The organism is Collinsella aerofaciens, assembly GCF_040926265.1.
GTDB classification, from domain to species: Bacteria; Actinomycetota; Coriobacteriia; order Coriobacteriales; family Coriobacteriaceae; genus Collinsella; species Collinsella aerofaciens_BB.
On record NZ_JBCOIL010000017.1, the window covers coordinates 17505 to 35985 of the forward strand.

Sequence of the window (18481 nt, forward strand, 5' to 3'; positions counted from 1 at the left end):
TTACCAATGAGCGACGGGTACGCCCGCCCCTCACATTATGTCTATTAGATAGCGAAAAGTTTAGCAAGCTCGGCCACCGAGTGCACCACCGCATCGGCGCCCGCGGCCTCGTGCTCCCCCGGCGCTGCCGCGCCCGAATAGATGCCGATGCACGGCACGCCCATCGCGTGCGCGCCCTCCACATCGTTAAAGCGATCGCCGATCATCACGGCATCGTCGGCCGTCGCGCCGAGCGCCGCCAGGGCATCGCGAACCGAATCGGCCTTGGTCTCGCGTCCCTGCGGCGGATTCATGCCAACCACAGCTTCGAACTGGCAAAGCCCCAGCTCATGAACCATATCGATGCACTTCGCCTCCATGCGAGACGTCGCCACGGCCATACGCTTGCCCTGGGCGGCCAACCCATCCAGCAGCTCGGGGACCCCATCGAACACGGGGTACTCCTCCGGCCCCAGCTCATCAAAAAAGGCGCGGTACTCGTCGGCCACCACAAGCGACTCCTCGCGGGAAAAGCCGTAAAAGTCGTGAAAGCTCTTCCACAGGGGCGGCCCGATCATACGGCGCAGATCACCCATCTGCGCCTCCGAAAACCCGCGCGCAGCCAGCGTCTTGCGCGTCGAGGTCATCACTGCCCGGCCCGTATCTGCCACCGTGCCGTCAAAATCAAACAGCACGACCGGCCGCTTGCATATCTCCAGCGCCTCCATCGGCATCCCTCTTCCCCAGTTGACGATTTCCACACCGACACTTCAAACTGTTGACTATTCAACAATTGAACCTATAAATGTGGAACGACTCCACTATACTTGTCGCACTTTGCTCTCAGAAGGCGGCGCTGCCGCGCCCCAACGAAAGGTGCAATTATGTCTTTTGCCATCATAACCGACTCCACGTCGGACATCTCCCCCGCCCGCGCCCAAGAGCTCGGCATTTACGTCATTCCGCTGCATGTGATTATCGAAGGCGAGGACCTGCTCGACCAGGTACAGATCACCGCCCAGGAGTACGTCGCCCGCATGGCCGGCTCCGAGCAGCTGCCGCATACCTCGCAGCCGAGTGCCGGCGAGTTCAAGGCGCTGTTTGACCGCGTGCGCGCCGATGGCCACGACAGCGCGATCTTTATCTCGCTGTGCAGCGAGTGGTCCGCCTGCTATTCCAATGCATGCCTGGTCGCCGAGACCCACGAGCTCGACGTGCGCTGCATCGATTCGCGCACCGGCTCGGGTGCCGAGGGCCTGCTGGTGGAGTACGCGCTCGCCATGCGCGAGGACGGCCGCAGCCTGGACGAGACCGAGGCGCAGATCCGCGCGACGCTGCCCGACGCCCACCTGCTGCTGATTCCCCGCACGCTCGAGAATCTCGTTAAGAACGGCCGCGCGCCCAAGCTCGCCGGCCAGCTCACGCAAATGCTCAACATTCGCCTGGCCGTTTCGCCGGAGTGGAAATCGGGCGAGATCAAGGCCATAAAAAAGGGCCGCGGTGCCAAGCGCATCGTTACCAACACCATGGCCGATTGCCTCGCATTTTTGGCCGAGTATCCGGGCTCCAGCGTGCGCGTGCTCACGACCGGCGCCGCCGAGGAGCAGGAGCTTGTCAACGAGGCACTCGCGGGCCAGGACTACGTAGACGCCGGCACCGGCCCCATCGGCTGCACCATCGCCACCCACGTGGGCGTCGATGCCATCGCCATCAGCTACTGCCCCCGCTACCAGCCCATCCACTAGGGGCACCTTTACCTCTTGCGGTGGAATAGGGACTGTTTTTGGCTTATTAGCCGCCAATCAATCCCTATTCCACCGCAAATTAGAAGCAGTTCGTTTGGGACGGGGCTAAAAAGACTGGTATCAAACGTTTCAGACCAGTCTTTTTAGCCCCGTCCCATTTTAGCTACTCTACATCAGCCCGCTCAGGGCGATGTCGACGGCCTCGTTGAGGTCGTCAGTAATGTGTACCAGATCCGGATCGAGCGGGCTGATCATACCGGCGCTCATCACCGGGCCGTTGGGCCAGTCGAACAGACCCCCTCGCGGTACCCACTGGACAAAAATGGCAAATATGAGTACTGCCACCAAATTAGTAGCAGCAAAATCTCGCCGGAATCGATCGTTTCGATTAATTTCACGCCTTGCCAAGGCTCAAAATGCCGTGTTTGGTGGGTTAGATATATAGAATAATGTCGAATTGGTATTCTATTCTTGCCAAATATTATGAGACTACATTAACAGCAGTACTCACATTTGACGTTATTTGACCACGGGGTCATTCGAAAACCCCTCCCCACGCCGCCAACCCGCCCCATAGCCGTCAAAAACCTTTAACAACAGCCGCCGCACGTTTTGGCACCGGCTGATTGCCACTCACGGATCGGTACCCCACTATTACCGAACCAAAATCGAAGTCGCGTATCTCATAAAGCTGAAATGACGTACCCTCATCCCAATGAACGCTGATAAGAATGGCTTTCAAATGAGCAACGGCACGCATCAATACGCCCTTTTCGGGAGCGCCCTATTCAAATTCAATAAAACGGTCGTCCACGCTTCGGATCCGCGCAAGCAAATCGTTATCTGCAGCAGCGGTCCAGACATCCGTTATACAACGCTGGAAGAATGGGAGAAAGCTGGCGATTCTTTCGATAGACGGGCGCAGATCGAAGATATCGTCACCAGCGCAAGCCCAGCGCGCGACAAACTCGAGCTCTTCCGCAATCTCTTTACTGGTCGCAAAGATGTCTACGCTCATGGGTACCGCAGAAAAGACGGAGGAATTGGCTATACGCCCGCCTGCGCAAATGAGTGGAAGTCAGGCATTTGCCCCAAAGCAAGCCACCAGAGAGTCAAATGCACGGAATGCAGCAGCCGCGTCTTCCCCGAGTTGAGCGATGCCGCGATCATCGCCCATTTCAGAGGCAATGACGATAGGCTTCGAGACGTTATAGGCCAATATGTGCTCGATAAAGACAGTAACACGAAAGTCCTGGTCATCGATTTTGACGGAGCCGATTGGAAAGAAGCGACGAAAGCCATTCGACATGTCGCAAAAAGCCACGGAATCGATGTCGCAGTTGAGCGATCGAGATCGGGCGACGGCGCACATGTCTGGTTTTTCTTCCTAGAGCTCGTCAGCGCAAAGACCGCACGAGATTTTGGAAGCAGCCTTATCACCGAAGCGGCGATACTGAACAAGACAATCACCTTCAAAGCATTTGACCGAATGCTGCCCGCGCAGTCCACCATTCCTGAGGGCGGCTTTGGAAATCTCATAGCGCTGCCTTTTCAAGGAAAAGCGCAGCGAAAAGGGAGCAGCGTATTTGTTGACGAGCAATTTGAGCCCTTTCCCGATCAATGGCTTTACCTTTCGCAAATCCAGTTAATCCCGCGCGTGACGGTGCAAAATCTGATCGAGAGCATCGAAAATAGGTCACATGGAATAGCAGCTGTTGCGGCGGCAAACACCGGTGTGCCACATTCCCAGAGACTGCGAAAGCGGCTTCCGCTCACACCGCGGGACTTCCCGTCATCGCTGTCCGTCACGCAGACCGATATGCTCTATATCCCCGAAAAATCTCTGAGTCCCGCAGCTCAAATGGAAGTCCGCAGGCTTGCAACATTTGCCAACCCAGAATTCTTCCGCGCACAATCTATGCATCAATCGGTATTCGGCAAACCGCGGTTCATAGACCTCAGCGAACTTAGAGATGGCTACGTCGCGATTCCCAGAGGCTGCAAGGTTCAACTTGAGCGGCTGCTTCAAGAAGCCGGCGTTTCTGCCCACTATTCAGACAAACGCAAGTCGAGCCATCCAATTGCGATGGCATTTAAAGGGACTCTTCGCCCTGAACAGCAAATTGTCGCTGAACAGACGCTCAGCTATGAAGACGGGATTATGTCCGCACCGACGGGGTTCGGCAAAACCGTCATCGGAGCTTATCTTATTGCTGCCATTGGTCTTCCAACGCTCGTCATCGTTCCTAAAACTGCGCTCATTGCCCAATGGAAATCCCAACTCGAACGATTTCTCGACATCACGGACAACAGAGAGCCCGTCCGAACCCCAAAGGGACGAATCAGCAAAAGACAGCCTCCGCTCATTGGGCAAATCGGAGGAGGCAAGACCGCCATAAGCCGTCTCATCGACATTGCTTCATTCCAGTCGCTATCCGGCAAGGATCCCCAAACCGGCGAGTCATTAGCCAAGGAGTTCGTTCGCGATTACAGTCTCATCATCTGTGACGAATGCCACCATGCGGCCGCGCCACAGCTTGAGCTTGTCCTCAAGTCCGCTCCTGCCAAATATGTATATGGCCTTTCCGCAACGCCCGAGCGTTCGGACGGACTCACGCGGGCACTCTCGATGCTCTGCGGCCCGGTTCGCTATGTCGTCGATCCAAAAACGCAAGCAATCCAACAGGGGATTCAGCGCATTGTTAGACCGCGTTTCACCGGAATTCGATTACCCACCTACGGACCAGGAGCATCCTTTAACCAAATTCTCGATCTCCTGTGTGTACACGCCGCGAGAAACGAAGCAATTATCGAGGACGCCCTCGAGGCCGCATCAAACGGCCGGCATCCGCTTGTGCTATCTAAAAGAAAAAAGCATGCCGAAGAGCTATGCAGGCTACTTCAAAGCCGTGGACACGAACCCATACTCTTAACCGGAGAAATCGACGCCAAAGAAAGAAAAGCAATACTGAAGAGTCTTCCCAGCTTTGAGCATGATCATCGAATCATCGTCGCAACTGAAAGTCTTCTGGGCGAGGGCTTCGACCTGTCTTACCTTGACACTTTGCTCATTGCCACTCCAATATCTTGGGACGGCAGCATAACGCAGCAGGCAGGTAGGCTACACAGAAGCCACGAGGGCAAACAGCGGGTTGAGATATTCGACTATGTTGACCTGTCGATACCCATGTTCGCGCGCATGTACCAAAAGAGGCTCAAGACCTACGCCAAGCTGGGGTATGAAGTCTTTGCGGCAAACGACAACAGACAGGACGATCGAAACATCCTCGTTAGGTCGGCAAGAGCCGTGGAGGCTTTAGTGAATGACATCGAGAACGCATCGAAAAGCATTTTTATTGCCGCACCCTACGCGTCCGCCGCATGCCTTGAAAAGCTCGCCGCTGCACTCGCGGATGCCGCTACCCGTGGAATTGCCCTTGAGATTTCTATTGCTTCAACTCCACGCGATGACGTGAAAGCGATTTTTGCCGAGATGAACGTCAACTATCTCATCAAAGCCGAAGGACGCCTGTGCGCATCAGTGATTGACGAGGAAACTGTCTGGTACGGAGCTATTCCGTTGCTGGCTTTCCCAAAGAAAGAAGACTGCAGCATTCGTTTCAAAAGCAGCGAAGTCGCAGCCGAGCTTTTGAGCGAAATTCAGCGAAAAGTGGAACCGGAGGCCGCGGCGACGAACGGGGTACCCCCAGCAGTTGCGGTGAAATAGGGACTGTTTTTGACTTATTAGCCGTCAATCAATCCCTATTCCACCGCAACTTAGAAATCGGCAATCAGCCCTGCGGGCCCTGGAACAGCTCCTCATGCGAGCCCATTCTGACCAGCCGGATCACAGGATTAGTCTTATGCGGTAAGTAGAGAACGACCACGTCGACCAAGCCATCGGATAGGTGGAAATCGATGTGGCCGTTGTAGTTTCCGCCCGGGTTTGAAAGCTCATGGGCGCCATATTCCGCGGGAAGCGAGCCGTGAGCTGCAAGCTCTGCGACTGCCGCCTTAAACTCACTCTTTAGCTGCGGATGCATGCGCATCGTTCGTTTGTAGTCCGCCCTAAATTGAGCCTCGACTTTAATCTCGAACATCGCTATTCCTCATCGAGGAATGACATAAGCTCATCAGCGTTGTTGAATGACGGGCTATCGTCCGGCAAAATCCCCAACTCATGAGCCTCGGCGATCACCATGGCACGCCTCGTCGCCTCGTTGGGCACCTCCGCCCTTCCTACAATCTCAAAAGGAATCTTTCGCTGATTTACAAGCTGCCGAACGGCAAGATTGAGATAGGAATTGAGGCTGAGGCCGACCGAATCCAAGAACTCAGTCGCCTGTTCCTTGAGCCCCTCTTCGATGCGAACCGTCGTAGGCTTAACCGTTGCAGTAGACATACGCGACCTCCTCGCCTCGTCTTTTGCATCAGTATACCCCGTTTTGATGGCATACTGATGTTAAATAGCATCAGTATGCCGTTCACATTACTATAACAACAGTCACAGCGCCCTACATCAGCCCGCTCAGGGCGATGTCGACGGCTTCGTTGAGGTCGTCGGTGATATGCACGAGCTCGGGATCGAGCGGGCTGATCATACCGGCGTCCATCACCGGGCCGTTGAGCCAGTCGAACAGGCCCTGCCAGTACTCGGTTCCCACCAAAACGAGCGGCATGCGCTTGACCTTGTGTGTCTGCACCAGCGTGAGCACCTCAAACATTTCGTCGAGCGTACCAAAACCTCCGGGAAACACGATGGCACCCGAGCTGTATTTGACGAACATGGTCTTGCGCACAAAGAAGTAACGGAAGTCCATGCCGAGGTTCACGTATTTATTGAGCCCCTGCTCGTGCGGCAATTCAATGCCCAGGCCAACTGACTTGCCGTTGACACTCGCCGCTCCCCTGTTGGCCGCCTCCATGATGCCGGGACCGCCGCCGGTGATAACCGCCACGCCGCGCTGGGCGATTTTGCGCCCGACGGTGCGCGCCGCCTTGTAAAGCGGATCGGTCTTGGGCGTGCGGGCGCTACCGAAGATGGTCACCGCAGGACCAAGCTCGGCAAGCGCGCCGAAGCCATCGACAAACTCGGCCTGAATGCGCAGCACGCGCCACGGATCGGCATGCAACCAGTCGGTCGACTCCTCGGGCGCCAGCAGGTTGGCGTAGGTGTTGTCCTTAGGAATCATGGGACCGCGCATGACCACGGGACCGCGTCGGTACGTCTCGTCGTAGGCAGGCTCGCCCTCGACGTTCTCATTCTTAATCATGGGTACTCCTATCGAGAAAAAGAAAAGCGGGCGGGGTCGACGCCATGCGCCAAACACCCGCCCGAACATCAACTATTCGGTATGGTACCCACGTTGCATCAAGCGCTTGCAAGGCATCGGTCAGCCGCCGCGCAGCCGGCGTCAGCGAATGTGACGAGCAGCTGCCGCTCAACCTTTGCCGTTGCCCACGCTCTGCAAGCGTGCCTGTCGCCCTTAGTAATCCACCGCAGCAGGACTGTTCATCCAGTCGCTCACGAATGCACCGTAACGGCCCTCGATAATGGCCTGGCGGGCACGCTGCATAAGGTTGAGCAGGTAGTAGATGTTGTGCATCGACAGCAGAATGCCGCCGAGCATCTCCTTCTGCGTGACCATGTGGCGAATGAGCGCGCGGCTGTAGCCGCCCGTGCACACCGGGCAGGTGCAGGTGGGATCGATGGGGCCGTCGTCGTGCGCAAAACGCGCGTTGCGGAAGTTGAGGCGACCCTCGCTCGAGAACGCTGTGCCCATGCGGCCGGTGCGCGTCGGCAGCACGCAGTCGAACATGTCGATGCCCACGCCCACACCGCGCACGAGGGTGGTGGGGTTGCCGACGCCCATCAGGTAGCGCGGCTTGTGCTTGGGCATGTACTCGCTTACGAGCGGTGCCAGGGTCTCGAACATGGTCTCGTGGTCCTCGCCCACCGAGTAGCCGCCGATGCCGTAACCGGGGAAGTCGCCGCACTCCTCCAAATGGCGCAGCGAGCGCAGGCGCAGATCTAGGTGCATGCCGCCCTGAACAATGCCAAAGAGCGCCTGGTCGTCGCGGGTATGCGCCTTATAGCAGCGCTCGGCCCACATACTCGACAGCTCAACGGCGCGCTCAACGTAGGCGCGCGTGGCGGGATAGCCCGGGCACTGGTCCAGCTGCATGCAGATGTCGGAGCCGAGTTTCATGGCGATTTCCATGTTGTCCTCGGGCGTCCAGAACACGTGGCGGCCGTCGTAATCGTTGACGATAAAGCGCACGCCCTCATCGGTGAGCTTGACCGCGTCGTTGTGGCTGAACACCTGGAAACCGCCCGAGTCGGTGAGGATAGGACCGTGCCAGTTCATAAACTTGTGCAGGCCGCCCAGCTCGGCGATAGTGTCCTCGCCGGGACGCATGGACAGGTGATAGGTATTGGCAAGCACGATCTGGGCGCCGAGCTGTTTGACGGTCTCGGTAGGAATGCCCTTGACGTTTGCCTTGGTGCCCACGGGCATAAAGATCGGCGTCTCGATGTCGCCGTGCGGGGTGTGCAGCACGCCGGCACGCGCATGCGTCGTCGGGTCCTCGGCGATCAGATCGAATTTAAAAAGGCTCTGGTCCATAAACTGGAACTCCTTGGTTGCGGTTCATACGCAAACCATTATACGGGCAACCAGCAAACCGCACCGACTCGACAGAAACTGATGCATTAAACGACTAGTCGTCGAGGACAATCTTCAGCGCCATCTTGCAAAGGAGTGTCCCAATCTGCCGGCACTTAGGGACTGTCCCCAAGTGCCGGCAAGAGTGTCCCTTATGACTAGTCATTTAAGAACGTCCCCAACGACTACGAGATCATCTCCAACAGCCAAGGCAACGCCGATGCTCTGGCGACGTCAGCGAGCGGTCGCCAGGGCGAACAAATTGGCATGAAAAGAGGGCGGCATAGACCTTCTGGTCATGCCGCCCTCTTTGAATGACAAGTTGTCGCCCTGGTGACCGCGCAGCGTCGAGCCGTTACGCGGTTTGGAAAAACCGCGTAACCCTACGGCCGCTGGCCCATACCACCCTCGAGGGTGACGGTCTCGCCGTTCATGTACTTAAAGTCGGGACCGCAGAGCTGAACGACAACGCGGCCGATTTCCTTCTCGACGTCGCCGTAGTGACCCGCCGGCGGCATGTGGACGTTGGCCTTGAACGCCTCGGGATAGGCATCTTGGAAGTTCTCGAGCGCAGCGGTCCAAGCAAGCGGGCAAACGATATTGACGTTGATGCCGTCCTTGCCCCACTCGTTGGCGGCAACGCGGGTCAGGCCGCGGATGCCCTCCTTGGCGGCAGCATAGCTGCACTGGCCATAGTTGCCAAACAGGCCGGCGCCCGAGGCAAAGTTGACCACGGAGCCCTTGGTCTCCTTCAGGTGCGGATAGGCCTTCTGCATGTACAGATAGGTAGCATACAGACCGGAGTAAATGGCCAGGTTAAACTGGTCCATGGTGTGATCGGCGATGGTCACGCCCGAGGCGCTGGCCTGAGCATTGTTGACGACGGCGTCGATGCGGCCGAACTCCTCAATGGCCTTGTCGATGACGTTCTGGACGACGGCCTCGTTGTCCTGGCCAGCCGAGACATCGGCCTGAACAGGCAGAACCTTGACGCCGTGCTCGGCCTCGAGGGATTCCTTGGCAGCCTCGAGCTTGGCGACGTTGCGGCCGGTGATGACGAGGTTCGCGCCCTCCTTGGCAAATGCGATATCGATGCCGTAGCCGATGGAACCAGCGGAGCCGTCCTTAAGCGTGGCCTTGCCGCCGCCGGTGACGATCACGGTCTTACCAGTGAAAAGTCCCATACAAAGTCCTTTCAAATCGCGACGGGCACGCCCGCCGACTGCGCGTATCCAACTTCACGCGCCAAAAGCTGAGATGCAACTTTAGCGTGTTCAAGCGAAAATAAAAGACCGCGGTAGGCGAACGGCACCACGTCGTTCGGCGAAGGGATTGTCAAGTACAAACTGGATAAAACGGCCGAGTTATTGTTATCAAATCGAGCCATCGAACACGTTTTGAAACTTTGCTGCGGCGCGTGGGATGTCGGCGCGAAACTTTATCATAGGGTGACAAACAACGATGAGGAGCACATGCCTATGACAGACGAGCTGGACCCCCAGACTCAACAGCATATTGATGATTCCGCAGACGTCATCGCAGATACTGACGTTGTAACCTGCGATGGTATCGACATCGACGACCCCATCTTGGACGAAAGCGCTACGGCGGAAACCCCTGCCGCAGAAAACGCCGATGAGCAAAACGACGATGCGCCCGCTCAGGACGACGCCCCTGTACAGGACGACGTCCCGCAAGCAGCGGGCCCCATCGAGGTCTCTTCGGAAGAAGAGCTCGACGCCGTCATGGACTCCATGATGGATGCCGTCAAAGCGATGAAAGACGCCGTGGCCGACGCTGACGTTGACGCCGAGGAAGAGGAGGCTGCCGAGGCGGCCTCGACCTTTGTACCCGGCGAGACTCCGGTTGCCGACCAGGGCAGCACCATGCCCTCGTTTCTGCAGCTCGAGCACCCCACGATTGGCGCCGATGCGGTCGACCCGCACGCAGCAGGCTTTTCTGTGGTCGAGGGCGGCACCGGCAACATCTCCGTGCCGCAGGCTGCCGATGCGGATGCTGCTGACACCGCTCGCCCGACCGCCTCGCACTCCCCTGCCGCGAACCGCGATCTGGGGACCGCTGTCTCGAACACCGCGAACGCCGTGGGCACCTTTATTGCCCAGGGCGCCTCGGCCATGCGCGAGATGAACGCCGCGAAAAAGGCACTTGCCGATGCCCGCGCCCACCTGGCCGAACTTGAGCAGCGCATTGCCGATCAGGCCGAGGAACTCGAGACGCGCCAGGATATCGCAGGCCGCTACGACCAGATCGTCGCCGACCAGCGCCAGGCGATTGCCACGGCCCAAAAGACTGCAGCGGCCGCCGAGATTGACCGTGATGCCCACGCCGCCAAAGCGACAGAGCTCAAGGGTCAGTTCGAACAAATGAAGACAGAGGATGACGCGACTGAGCTCCGCCTGAAGGCCGCGCTCGACGCCGTGGAGGCCCGCGAGGCGAGCTCTCGCGAGACCGGCAACCGCCTCGTTCGACGTCTTGAGGATTCCAAGCGCATCCGCGACAAGGTGAAGGCCGAGCGAGACGCCGGCATTGCCGCCGCACAACAAACCGTCGACGCCACGCGCGCCCAGCTCGAGACGCTGCGTCATGAGTATGCCGAGCTGCAACGCAATCCCTCGGCAAATCCCGCCAACTATACGGTGCGCACCAGCGAGCTCTCGATGCAGATCTCCGACACGGCAGATGCCCTGCGTAAAGCCGAAGAAGATGTCCCGCGCATCACCGCCGACCTTGAGCACTCGCTTGCCGCAGCCGAGCAGGCCGTCGAGCAGGCTCAAGCCCCCATTGCCGAAGCCAAACGCGCGCACCAAGCCGTGACGACTGAGGCTGATGCCGCGCGCGACGAGCTGCAGACGGCGAAGACTGCCGCCGCGACGCGCCAGCGCGAACTGCGCGAGAAGATCGCTGCCGAGGACAAGGCACGCCGCGACCAAGAGCAGAGCATCGCCAACGCCCAAGCAGATGCCGCGCATGCGCAGTCGATTATCGAACAGGCGACCGAGGTACACGACCACCCAGAGATCACTGAGTCGCTTGCAGGGTCCTTGGCCCGAGACAAAGCCGAACACGCCGAGACCGAGCGAGAAGTCGCCCAGCTCGAGGCCACCGAGGACGCGGTGCGCGAGCGTACCCGCGACTCACGCATCAAATTCACCGGCGCCATCGTCTGCATCGTCGCTGCAATCCTGGTGATCATCCTAGTCTGGCTGTTCGCGAGCAAGTAACCACTCCCCAAAGACTACAAGGAGTGTCCCCAGGTGCCGGCACATAAGGAACGTCCCCAAGTACCAACAACGGCGGCGCCGATGCCTTGGCAAAGTCAGCGAAAACCCGCCAGAGCGAGCAAGGTGCCTTGAAACGAGGCGGCATTGACCTTTTGGTCATGCCGCCGAAGTTGAAAGGCAGATTGCCGCTCTGGCGGGTTTGCAGCGTCAACTGGTTACGCGGTTCGTAGAACCGCGTAACTAACAAATGAGCATCGCGTCGCCGAAGCTGAAGAAGCGGTAACGTTCTTCGATAGCAGCAGCGTAGGCATCCATGATCTGGTCGCGGGTGGCAAGTGCGCTCACGAGCATCATGAGCGTGGAGCGCGGCACGTGGAAGTTCGTGATCAGCGCGTCGACCACGTGATAGGTCGAGCCGGGCATGAGGTAGAGCTGCGTTGTCGCGTTCTCGCGCACCACGATGTCGCCGCGGCCGAGCGTGTCGGCCCCGTCCTCGCGGCCCTCAAAATAGCGCGCCGTCACAGCCGGATCGGACACCGGCGCGTCCGCGTCAAACGCGCTCTCGAGCGAGCGCACCGCGGTGGTGCCGACGGCGATCACACGATGACCCTCGGCCTTGGCCTTGTGCACGGCATCGACAACCTCCTGCGACACGTGGTAGCGCTCGGTGTGCATCACGTGCTGCGTGGGGTCGTCCTCCTCCACCAGACGGAAGGTATCGATACCCACCTCGAGCTCGACGGCGGCAAACTTGGCACCCTTGGCCTCGATAGCGGCCATGAGCTCGGGCGTAAAGTGCAGACCCGCCGTGGGAGCGGCAGCCGAGTGCTCCTCCTTCATGGCGTAGACGGTCTGGTACTTCTCGGGATCGCCCTCGTAATCGGTAATGTAGGGCGGCAGCGGCACGTGACCGGCGGCGTGAATGGCCTCGTCGAGCGTGCGCGGCTCGCCGGCGGCATTGCAGCCGGCCGGCTCAAAACGCACCAGGCGGCCGCCGCGGCTATCGGTGACAAAGTCGACAACCTCGGCCGTCAGCACCACGGGAGCCCCCTCGGGCGCATGGGCGCCACCGGCGCGATACTCAATATGAGCACCGGGCTTCAGGCGCTTGCCCGGCTTGACCAGACACTCCCAAACGTGACCCAGCGGGTCAACATCCTCGCGGCGCTTGAGCAGCAGTGTCTCGACCACGCCACCCGAGCCCGCCTTGCGACCGATAAGACGGGCCGGCATCACGCGCGTCTTGTTGATGACGAGCACGTCGCCCGGCTCGATATAGTCGATGATGTCGCGGAAGATGCGGTGCTCAACGGTACCGCCATGCTTTAGCGGCGTTCCCGCCTGAGAGCCCTTGCGATCCACCACCAGCAATCGGCAGGAATCGCGCGGCTCGGCAGGAGCTTGGGCGATCAGTTCCTCAGGAAGGTTGTAGTCAAAATCATCGGTACGCATCTTTGCCTCTTTCACAAAGCGCGTCAGTCGAAAAAATCGACTGACGCGCGCATCATTCTCCCCTGTATCCTATCAGCTTGTTGAGAGAAATATAGTATGGCAAACAGATTTGCGACTGTTTTCTCAACGCCCCGCTACTTAAGCGTTGCGTACATCACCGCCTTAATCGTATGCATGCGATTCTCCGCTTCTTGGAAAACACGAGATTTATCGGACTCAAAAACCTCGTCCGTGACTTCCATTTCGGTGACTCCAAACTTCTCAGCAATTTCGGCACCAACAGTAGTATTAGTATCGTGGAAGCTCGGAAGGCAGTGGAGGAAAATCGCCTCGGGCTTTGCCATAGACATCACCTCAGCGGTCACACGATACGGCGACATTAGCTTAATGCGGCTTTCCCACAGCTCTGCGGGCTGACCCATGCCAACCCAAACATCCGTGTAAATTACATCGGCATCACGAGCGCCTTCCTCAATATCCTCTGTAATGGTAATCGTCGATCCATGCTCGGCCGCAATACGACTACATTCTGCAAGGAGTTCAGGGTCATAGGATGTAGCCCCCTCCGAATTTCCCCCGATTGGGCCGCAAGAACAGTAGTTAATGCCGAGCTTAGCGCAAATGACCATGAGCGAATCGGCGACGTTTCCGGCCGCCTTACCAAAAAATGTAAGTTTCCTGCCCTTAATCTCTCCAAACTCTTCACGCATGGTCAGAATATCGGCAAGCACTTGAGTCGGGTGAAATTCAGTAGTCAGCCCATTCCAAACGGGAACCCCAGCTTTTGCAGCAAGCTCCTCAACCTTCGTCTGCTCAAAGCCGCGGTATTCAATTCCGTCATACATGCGGCCAAGGACGCGAGCCGTGTCCTCAATCGACTCCTTTTTGCCCATCTGGGACGAGCCCGGATCCAAATAAGTTACACCCATGCCAAGGTCAAGTGCACCAACTTCGAAGGCGCAACGAGTACGCGTGGAAGTCTTCTCAAATAGCAAAACAATATTCTTACCTTCAAGGTATTTATGCGGAACACCGGCACGCTTCATGCTTTTGAAGTTAGCAGAAAGCTCAAGCAGATACTCAATCTCTTCCGTCGTGTAATCAAGCAGCTTCAGAAAACTGCGCCCAGCGATGTTAACACCCATATTCGCCATCTCCTATCACAGTGGATTTGCAACTAAATATCTTCGCGCCAGAAGGGCATGCTCATGCAGCGCGGGCCGCCACGACCGCGGGACAGCTCCTCGGAGGGAACGACCAAAAGTTCCAAACCGTTCTTGTAGAGCTCATCATTTGTGACAACATTGCGCTCGTAAACACAGACTTTACCAGGAGCAACGGCAAGAGTGTTCGACCCGTCGTTCCACTGCTCGCGAGATGCCTCAACCATATCGCCGGCACCGCACTCAATAAGCTGCACCTTCTCCACGCCAGTAGCCATTTCAAGAATATGTTCAAGCGTGTCATCAATCTCTTGAACAGCGACCATTCCCTCAGAGTCACCACGAGTCAGACGATAAACACGAAGGGTCTCAAAAATACCGGGATAAACTGTGAACTTATCGAAATCCACCATGGTGCAAACGGTGTCAAGATGCATGTAAGCATAGCCGTTGGGGATTTTAATAGCGTAAACGGTATCGATCTCAGAATTCCCAGATCCCCAGAACAAATTCTTTGCAAGCTCCTCAATCGCAGCCGCCTCAGTTCGCTGGCTAATTCCAATAGCCAAGGTATGAGCGTTAATGTTAAGCACATCACCGCCCTCGATATGCCAGGGATTCTTATGGTCGTACCAAATCGGAGTCCCTACATAATCGGGATGGTATTTGAAAATCGCTTCATAGAAGGGCACTTCACGATCTCGCTGTTTCCAATACATATGGTGAAGCAGAACGCCTTTGCCCACGGAAGCAAGAGGATCGCGAGAGAAATACGAGCTCGGAAGAGGCTTCAACACCAAATCATCGGGCTTCGCATCCTCATTATCCATCATACTAAGCGTAGTCGAGACGCGAGGCAGCTCAAGGTCACGATAACGATACCCCCCCATAGCCTCAAGTACAAACTGATACGAATCTGAAATAGCGTCGAGCTTTTCACGAACAGCCTGCTCAAGCAGAGGATTGACAATCCCGCTCTCAGCCATAAATGTATCGGTAAACTCAGCGCGAGCCGAGGGGCATGCATCCAGCGCCTCAGCAACGAGTTTCTCCATATAGAGAACCTCAACACCTTCGCTCCTCAGAAGATCCGCAAAGGCATCATGCTCCTTTTGAGCCACATCAAGATAGAAACAGTCGTGAATCCAGACATCCTCGAACTCTTCCGCCTTTACGTTCACAAGGTCACGACCGGGGCGGTGAAGCACAACTTTCTTGAGCTTACCAATCTCGCTGTGTACATTCAGTCCTTTAGACATTCCTGTTACTCCATTTCAGCCATGAAACCTACAGGGCAATAAGTCCCGAGATTGCTACGAATACGATATTGATGAGCGACACGACCAAGAAGAATTTCCAAACGGTCTTCCACCACTGGCCAAGCTTGATCTTACACACGCCCAAACCCGCTACAAGAATGGCGCTAGTAGGACAGATCAAAGACATCGTCGCGCTACCCATGGAGAGAGCCCACACGGCAGCCTCGGGATTAAGGCCCATGAGTTCGGTCAAAGGTCCAAAAATGGGAGCGGTCAGTGCTGCAAGGCCAGATGAGCTGGGAACCAGAATCGCCAGGAGGTTCTCAACCGCATAAAGAAGCGTAGTAAAGAGAACCGCCGGGATGCCGCCCAGACCAGTAGCGAGCGCATTGAGGATGGTATCAATGATCATGCCGTCAGAGGCAATGACAAGGATGCCACGCGCAAGTCCAACGACAATTGCCGAGAAAGCAAAGTCAGCGATACCCGCAACAAATTCCTGAGCGATGACGTCCTGACTAAAGCCCGCAATAACACCAGCCAACAGGCCCATGGCCAAAAAGACCGCAGAAATCTCGTTCATATACCAGCCCTGGGTCACAAGTCCCCAGATGATAAGGCACATACCAGCGATAAATACCGCAAGCACGCCTTTTTGACGACCCGTAAATTCCGCGTCAAGGGCAGATTCATCGGCAGCGAACTCGACTTTCTTGGCGATATCATCCTCAAATGTGATCGATGCCTCAGGGTTCTTCTTTACCCTTCGTGCATAGAGGACAACCCAAGTAATTGCAACGGCGGTCAAAACAACCCAGGCAATCATACGCAGCCACAGCTGGGGGTTGCCCTGAATACCAAGAATACCTTGCGCAATGAGAACATTAAACGGATTAATCGTTGAGGCGATGTAACCCGTGCGCGCTCCAACGAACACGACCATGAACGCCGTCATCGAGTCGAAGCCCATAGCCATCATAATTGGCATGAAGATCGCAAAGAACGGAAGAGTTTCTTCCGCCATGCCAAAGCTCGTTCCGCCCAATGCAAAGAGAACCATCGCAATAGGAATAATTAGAATGTCTTTGTTCTTAAAGCGGCGAACGACACGACCCATTCCGCTCGTGATAGCGCCCGTTTTAGTAATAACCTGAAACGAACCGCCCACAATCAAGATGAATGCAACGACCTCAATTGCCTCTTGTATACCGCGCGTTGGAGCCTGAAGAACATCGAAGACGCCTTGTCTGAGATCTACTTCATCCCCGGTTTCCTCGTCAATATATGTCTTTTCACTCTGCTCATACGTACCTGCGACAGTGACTTCACGACCGTTCACCTCCTGACGCTGATAGGACCCAGAGGGAACAATCCACGTGAGAACAGCGAAGATGACCATAAGTGCAAAGATGATCGCATATACGTGCGGGACCTTGAACTGCTTGATGCCTTTCGAACTTTCCGCTGCCATTTCTCCTCCTTCATTCCTTTTCCCATCTATCCAGCTGGCACCATAAATGTATGAGGTTGCTCAGCGTTGGTCGGCCAACCATCGCCATCGTGTCGCTTTTCACCTATGAACGGCAGCTAAAGTGACGTTATTAATCAATCTGATATTTACAATTGATGTTATTTATCAATTACATACGTCTTTTAACTTTTCCGCAACACAACAAGGAACCTGCCTTAGCCTTATATAAAAACCAGCAGGACAGGAGACAGACATGCAAGGCGTACACATAACAAATGAAATCGGTCATTTAAAAGCCGTACTTGTCCATCGACCTGGAGCTGAAACACAAAACTACCCTGATGCCGACTTCAGCCAAGTTTTCTCCCTGCGAAAATGGAGCGGTCGTTTTGACCTCGACAAAGCAATATATGAGCACGATTCCATGGTTCAATTGCTTAAGAAGCATGGCGTAGAAACCATTGAAATTAGGGACCTTCTCGAAGACTCACTTGAAACTGAGCCCCAATCACTTAAATATTTTATTGATGACTACCTCCGTTGCAGCGGAGCAACAGGCAGAGAGTTCCTCGAGACAATAACCCAGCTGTTTGAGAACGCTAAGAACACCCAGGAATTGGTGAATATAGTACTTAACGGCATTCGCTTTGGAGACACTGAGCTATGTTCAAACCAGTCGGAAACACTACGAGCGCTCGTGCACGAGCAATTTGACCCCGCCTCGCTCTTGGTCAATCCCCTCAACACGCTTTTTTTCACTCGTGATCCTGCTGTGGTAGTCGGAGACGGCATCATCCTAAATCATATGTATTGGCCTGAGCGTGATCGTGAGGTCGCCTTATACCGGCAGATATTCACCCACCACAAGATCATGGGAGAAACCCCAGTATGTGATTTGAACAGGAGTAGTTACCATATCGAAGGCGGAGACATTCTTGTTATCAGTGCTAAGACAATTTTAGTTGGAATCTCTGACCGAACTGAACCCGCCGCCGTCGAGTCACTTGCAAAAGAGCTCCTGACCTCAAATAAATTCCAGACCACCGAGCTAATTGCGATTCGAGTCCCCTCTGACGGGCTGCGTATCCACCTCGATACGTTCATAAGTAGAATTGATCACGACGCGTTCCTCATCGATCGTGAGATATGCAATGCCGTTGATGCATACAGCATTCAACTAAAACGATCCGGAAAGGGCCTTACGATCACTCCTATCGATCGCACGATTCCGGAAATACTCTCTGCAGCCTGTTGCGAACCAATAAAAGTAATTGACTGCGGAGGCGGGAATCAAACCGCCTACGAAAGAGAGCGCCGGAACAACGCAACGTCTATCCTTGCGCTCTCGCCAGGAAAACTATGCGTATATGAAGAAAACGTTTGGACCAACGAAGCGCTTGAGAAAGCAGGAATGGAATTATTCCCGTTATCCATTGACGAGCTCACCAAAGGCTATGGTGGCACAAACTGTCTATGCCTCCCCCTGTGGCGAGAGGATCTATAGC

The 18481-nt window shown here is 56.0% G+C and carries 14 protein-coding genes; 4 read left to right on the forward strand and 10 right to left on the reverse strand.

Translation table 11 applies throughout. From position 1 onward, the window contains the following. Window positions 1–44 precede the first annotated feature (44 nt). Window positions 45–713 (reverse strand): HAD hydrolase-like protein, encoded by a 669-nt coding sequence (locus AB5767_RS06305; RefSeq protein WP_368132860.1) that lies wholly within the window; start codon window positions 711–713, stop codon window positions 45–47. Window positions 714–863: 150 nt separating this feature from the next. On the opposite strand from AB5767_RS06305, the gene AB5767_RS06310 reads away from it, so the two are divergent. After that, a complete protein-coding gene (locus tag AB5767_RS06310; RefSeq protein ID WP_368132064.1) occupies window positions 864–1724 on the forward strand; it encodes a DegV family protein in 861 nt (286 codons plus the stop codon). Between the two features lie 742 nt (window positions 1725–2466). Next, window positions 2467–5451, forward strand: coding sequence for a TOTE conflict system archaeo-eukaryotic primase domain-containing protein (locus AB5767_RS06315; RefSeq protein WP_368132063.1), 2985 nt, complete (start codon window positions 2467–2469; stop codon window positions 5449–5451). Window positions 5452–5515: 64 nt separating this feature from the next. Here the strand turns inward: AB5767_RS06315 and AB5767_RS06320 are convergent, their stop codons facing one another. From AB5767_RS06320 to AB5767_RS06340, 5 genes are all read right to left on the reverse strand, one after another. Beyond that, window positions 5516–5824 (reverse strand): type II toxin-antitoxin system RelE/ParE family toxin, encoded by a 309-nt coding sequence (locus AB5767_RS06320; RefSeq protein ID WP_195502729.1) that lies wholly within the window; start codon window positions 5822–5824, stop codon window positions 5516–5518. 2 nt (window positions 5825–5826) lie between these two features. Next, window positions 5827–6126: a type II toxin-antitoxin system RelB/DinJ family antitoxin gene (locus AB5767_RS06325; RefSeq protein ID WP_022093815.1), complete on the reverse strand. Its 300-nt coding sequence runs from the start codon at window positions 6124–6126 to the stop codon at window positions 5827–5829. A 112-nt stretch (window positions 6127–6238) separates the two neighbouring features. Continuing rightward, entirely contained in the window at window positions 6239–6997 is a 759-nt protein-coding gene (locus tag AB5767_RS06330; RefSeq protein WP_022093814.1) for an LOG family protein, read from the reverse strand. A gap of 213 nt (window positions 6998–7210) precedes the next feature. Next, window positions 7211–8350, reverse strand: coding sequence for a tRNA guanosine(34) transglycosylase Tgt (tgt, locus tag AB5767_RS06335; protein ID WP_055285790.1), 1140 nt, complete (start codon window positions 8348–8350; stop codon window positions 7211–7213). A gap of 422 nt (window positions 8351–8772) precedes the next feature. Further along, complete coding sequence (locus AB5767_RS06340) at window positions 8773–9573, reverse strand: SDR family NAD(P)-dependent oxidoreductase (RefSeq protein ID WP_195544915.1); 801 nt, start codon at window positions 9571–9573, stop codon at window positions 8773–8775. A 294-nt stretch (window positions 9574–9867) separates the two neighbouring features. On the opposite strand from AB5767_RS06340, the gene AB5767_RS06345 reads away from it, so the two are divergent. Continuing rightward, entirely contained in the window at window positions 9868–11631 is a 1764-nt protein-coding gene (locus tag AB5767_RS06345) for a coiled-coil domain-containing protein (RefSeq protein ID WP_215673880.1), read from the forward strand. 240 nt (window positions 11632–11871) lie between these two features. Here AB5767_RS06345 and queA read toward each other — a convergent pair whose 3' ends face one another. The 4 genes from queA to AB5767_RS06365 form a co-directional block, all read right to left on the reverse strand. After that, a complete protein-coding gene (gene queA / locus AB5767_RS06350) occupies window positions 11872–13083 on the reverse strand; it encodes a tRNA preQ1(34) S-adenosylmethionine ribosyltransferase-isomerase QueA (protein ID WP_215694831.1) in 1212 nt (403 codons plus the stop codon). A gap of 134 nt (window positions 13084–13217) precedes the next feature. Continuing rightward, on the reverse strand, window positions 13218–14228 hold the full coding sequence (gene argF, locus AB5767_RS06355) for an ornithine carbamoyltransferase (protein ID WP_138112876.1): 1011 nt from the start codon (window positions 14226–14228) through the stop codon (window positions 13218–13220). A 32-nt stretch (window positions 14229–14260) separates the two neighbouring features. Then, window positions 14261–15505, reverse strand: a complete 1245-nt coding sequence (locus AB5767_RS06360; RefSeq protein WP_138112878.1) for an arginine deiminase — start codon at window positions 15503–15505, stop codon at window positions 14261–14263. A 28-nt stretch (window positions 15506–15533) separates the two neighbouring features. Continuing rightward, a complete protein-coding gene (locus AB5767_RS06365; protein WP_368132062.1) occupies window positions 15534–16976 on the reverse strand; it encodes a YfcC family protein in 1443 nt (480 codons plus the stop codon). A 253-nt stretch (window positions 16977–17229) separates the two neighbouring features. On the opposite strand from AB5767_RS06365, the gene AB5767_RS06370 reads away from it, so the two are divergent. Further along, window positions 17230–18480 (forward strand): arginine deiminase, encoded by a 1251-nt coding sequence (locus AB5767_RS06370; protein ID WP_138112882.1) that lies wholly within the window; start codon window positions 17230–17232, stop codon window positions 18478–18480. Window position 18481 lies beyond the last annotated feature (1 nt).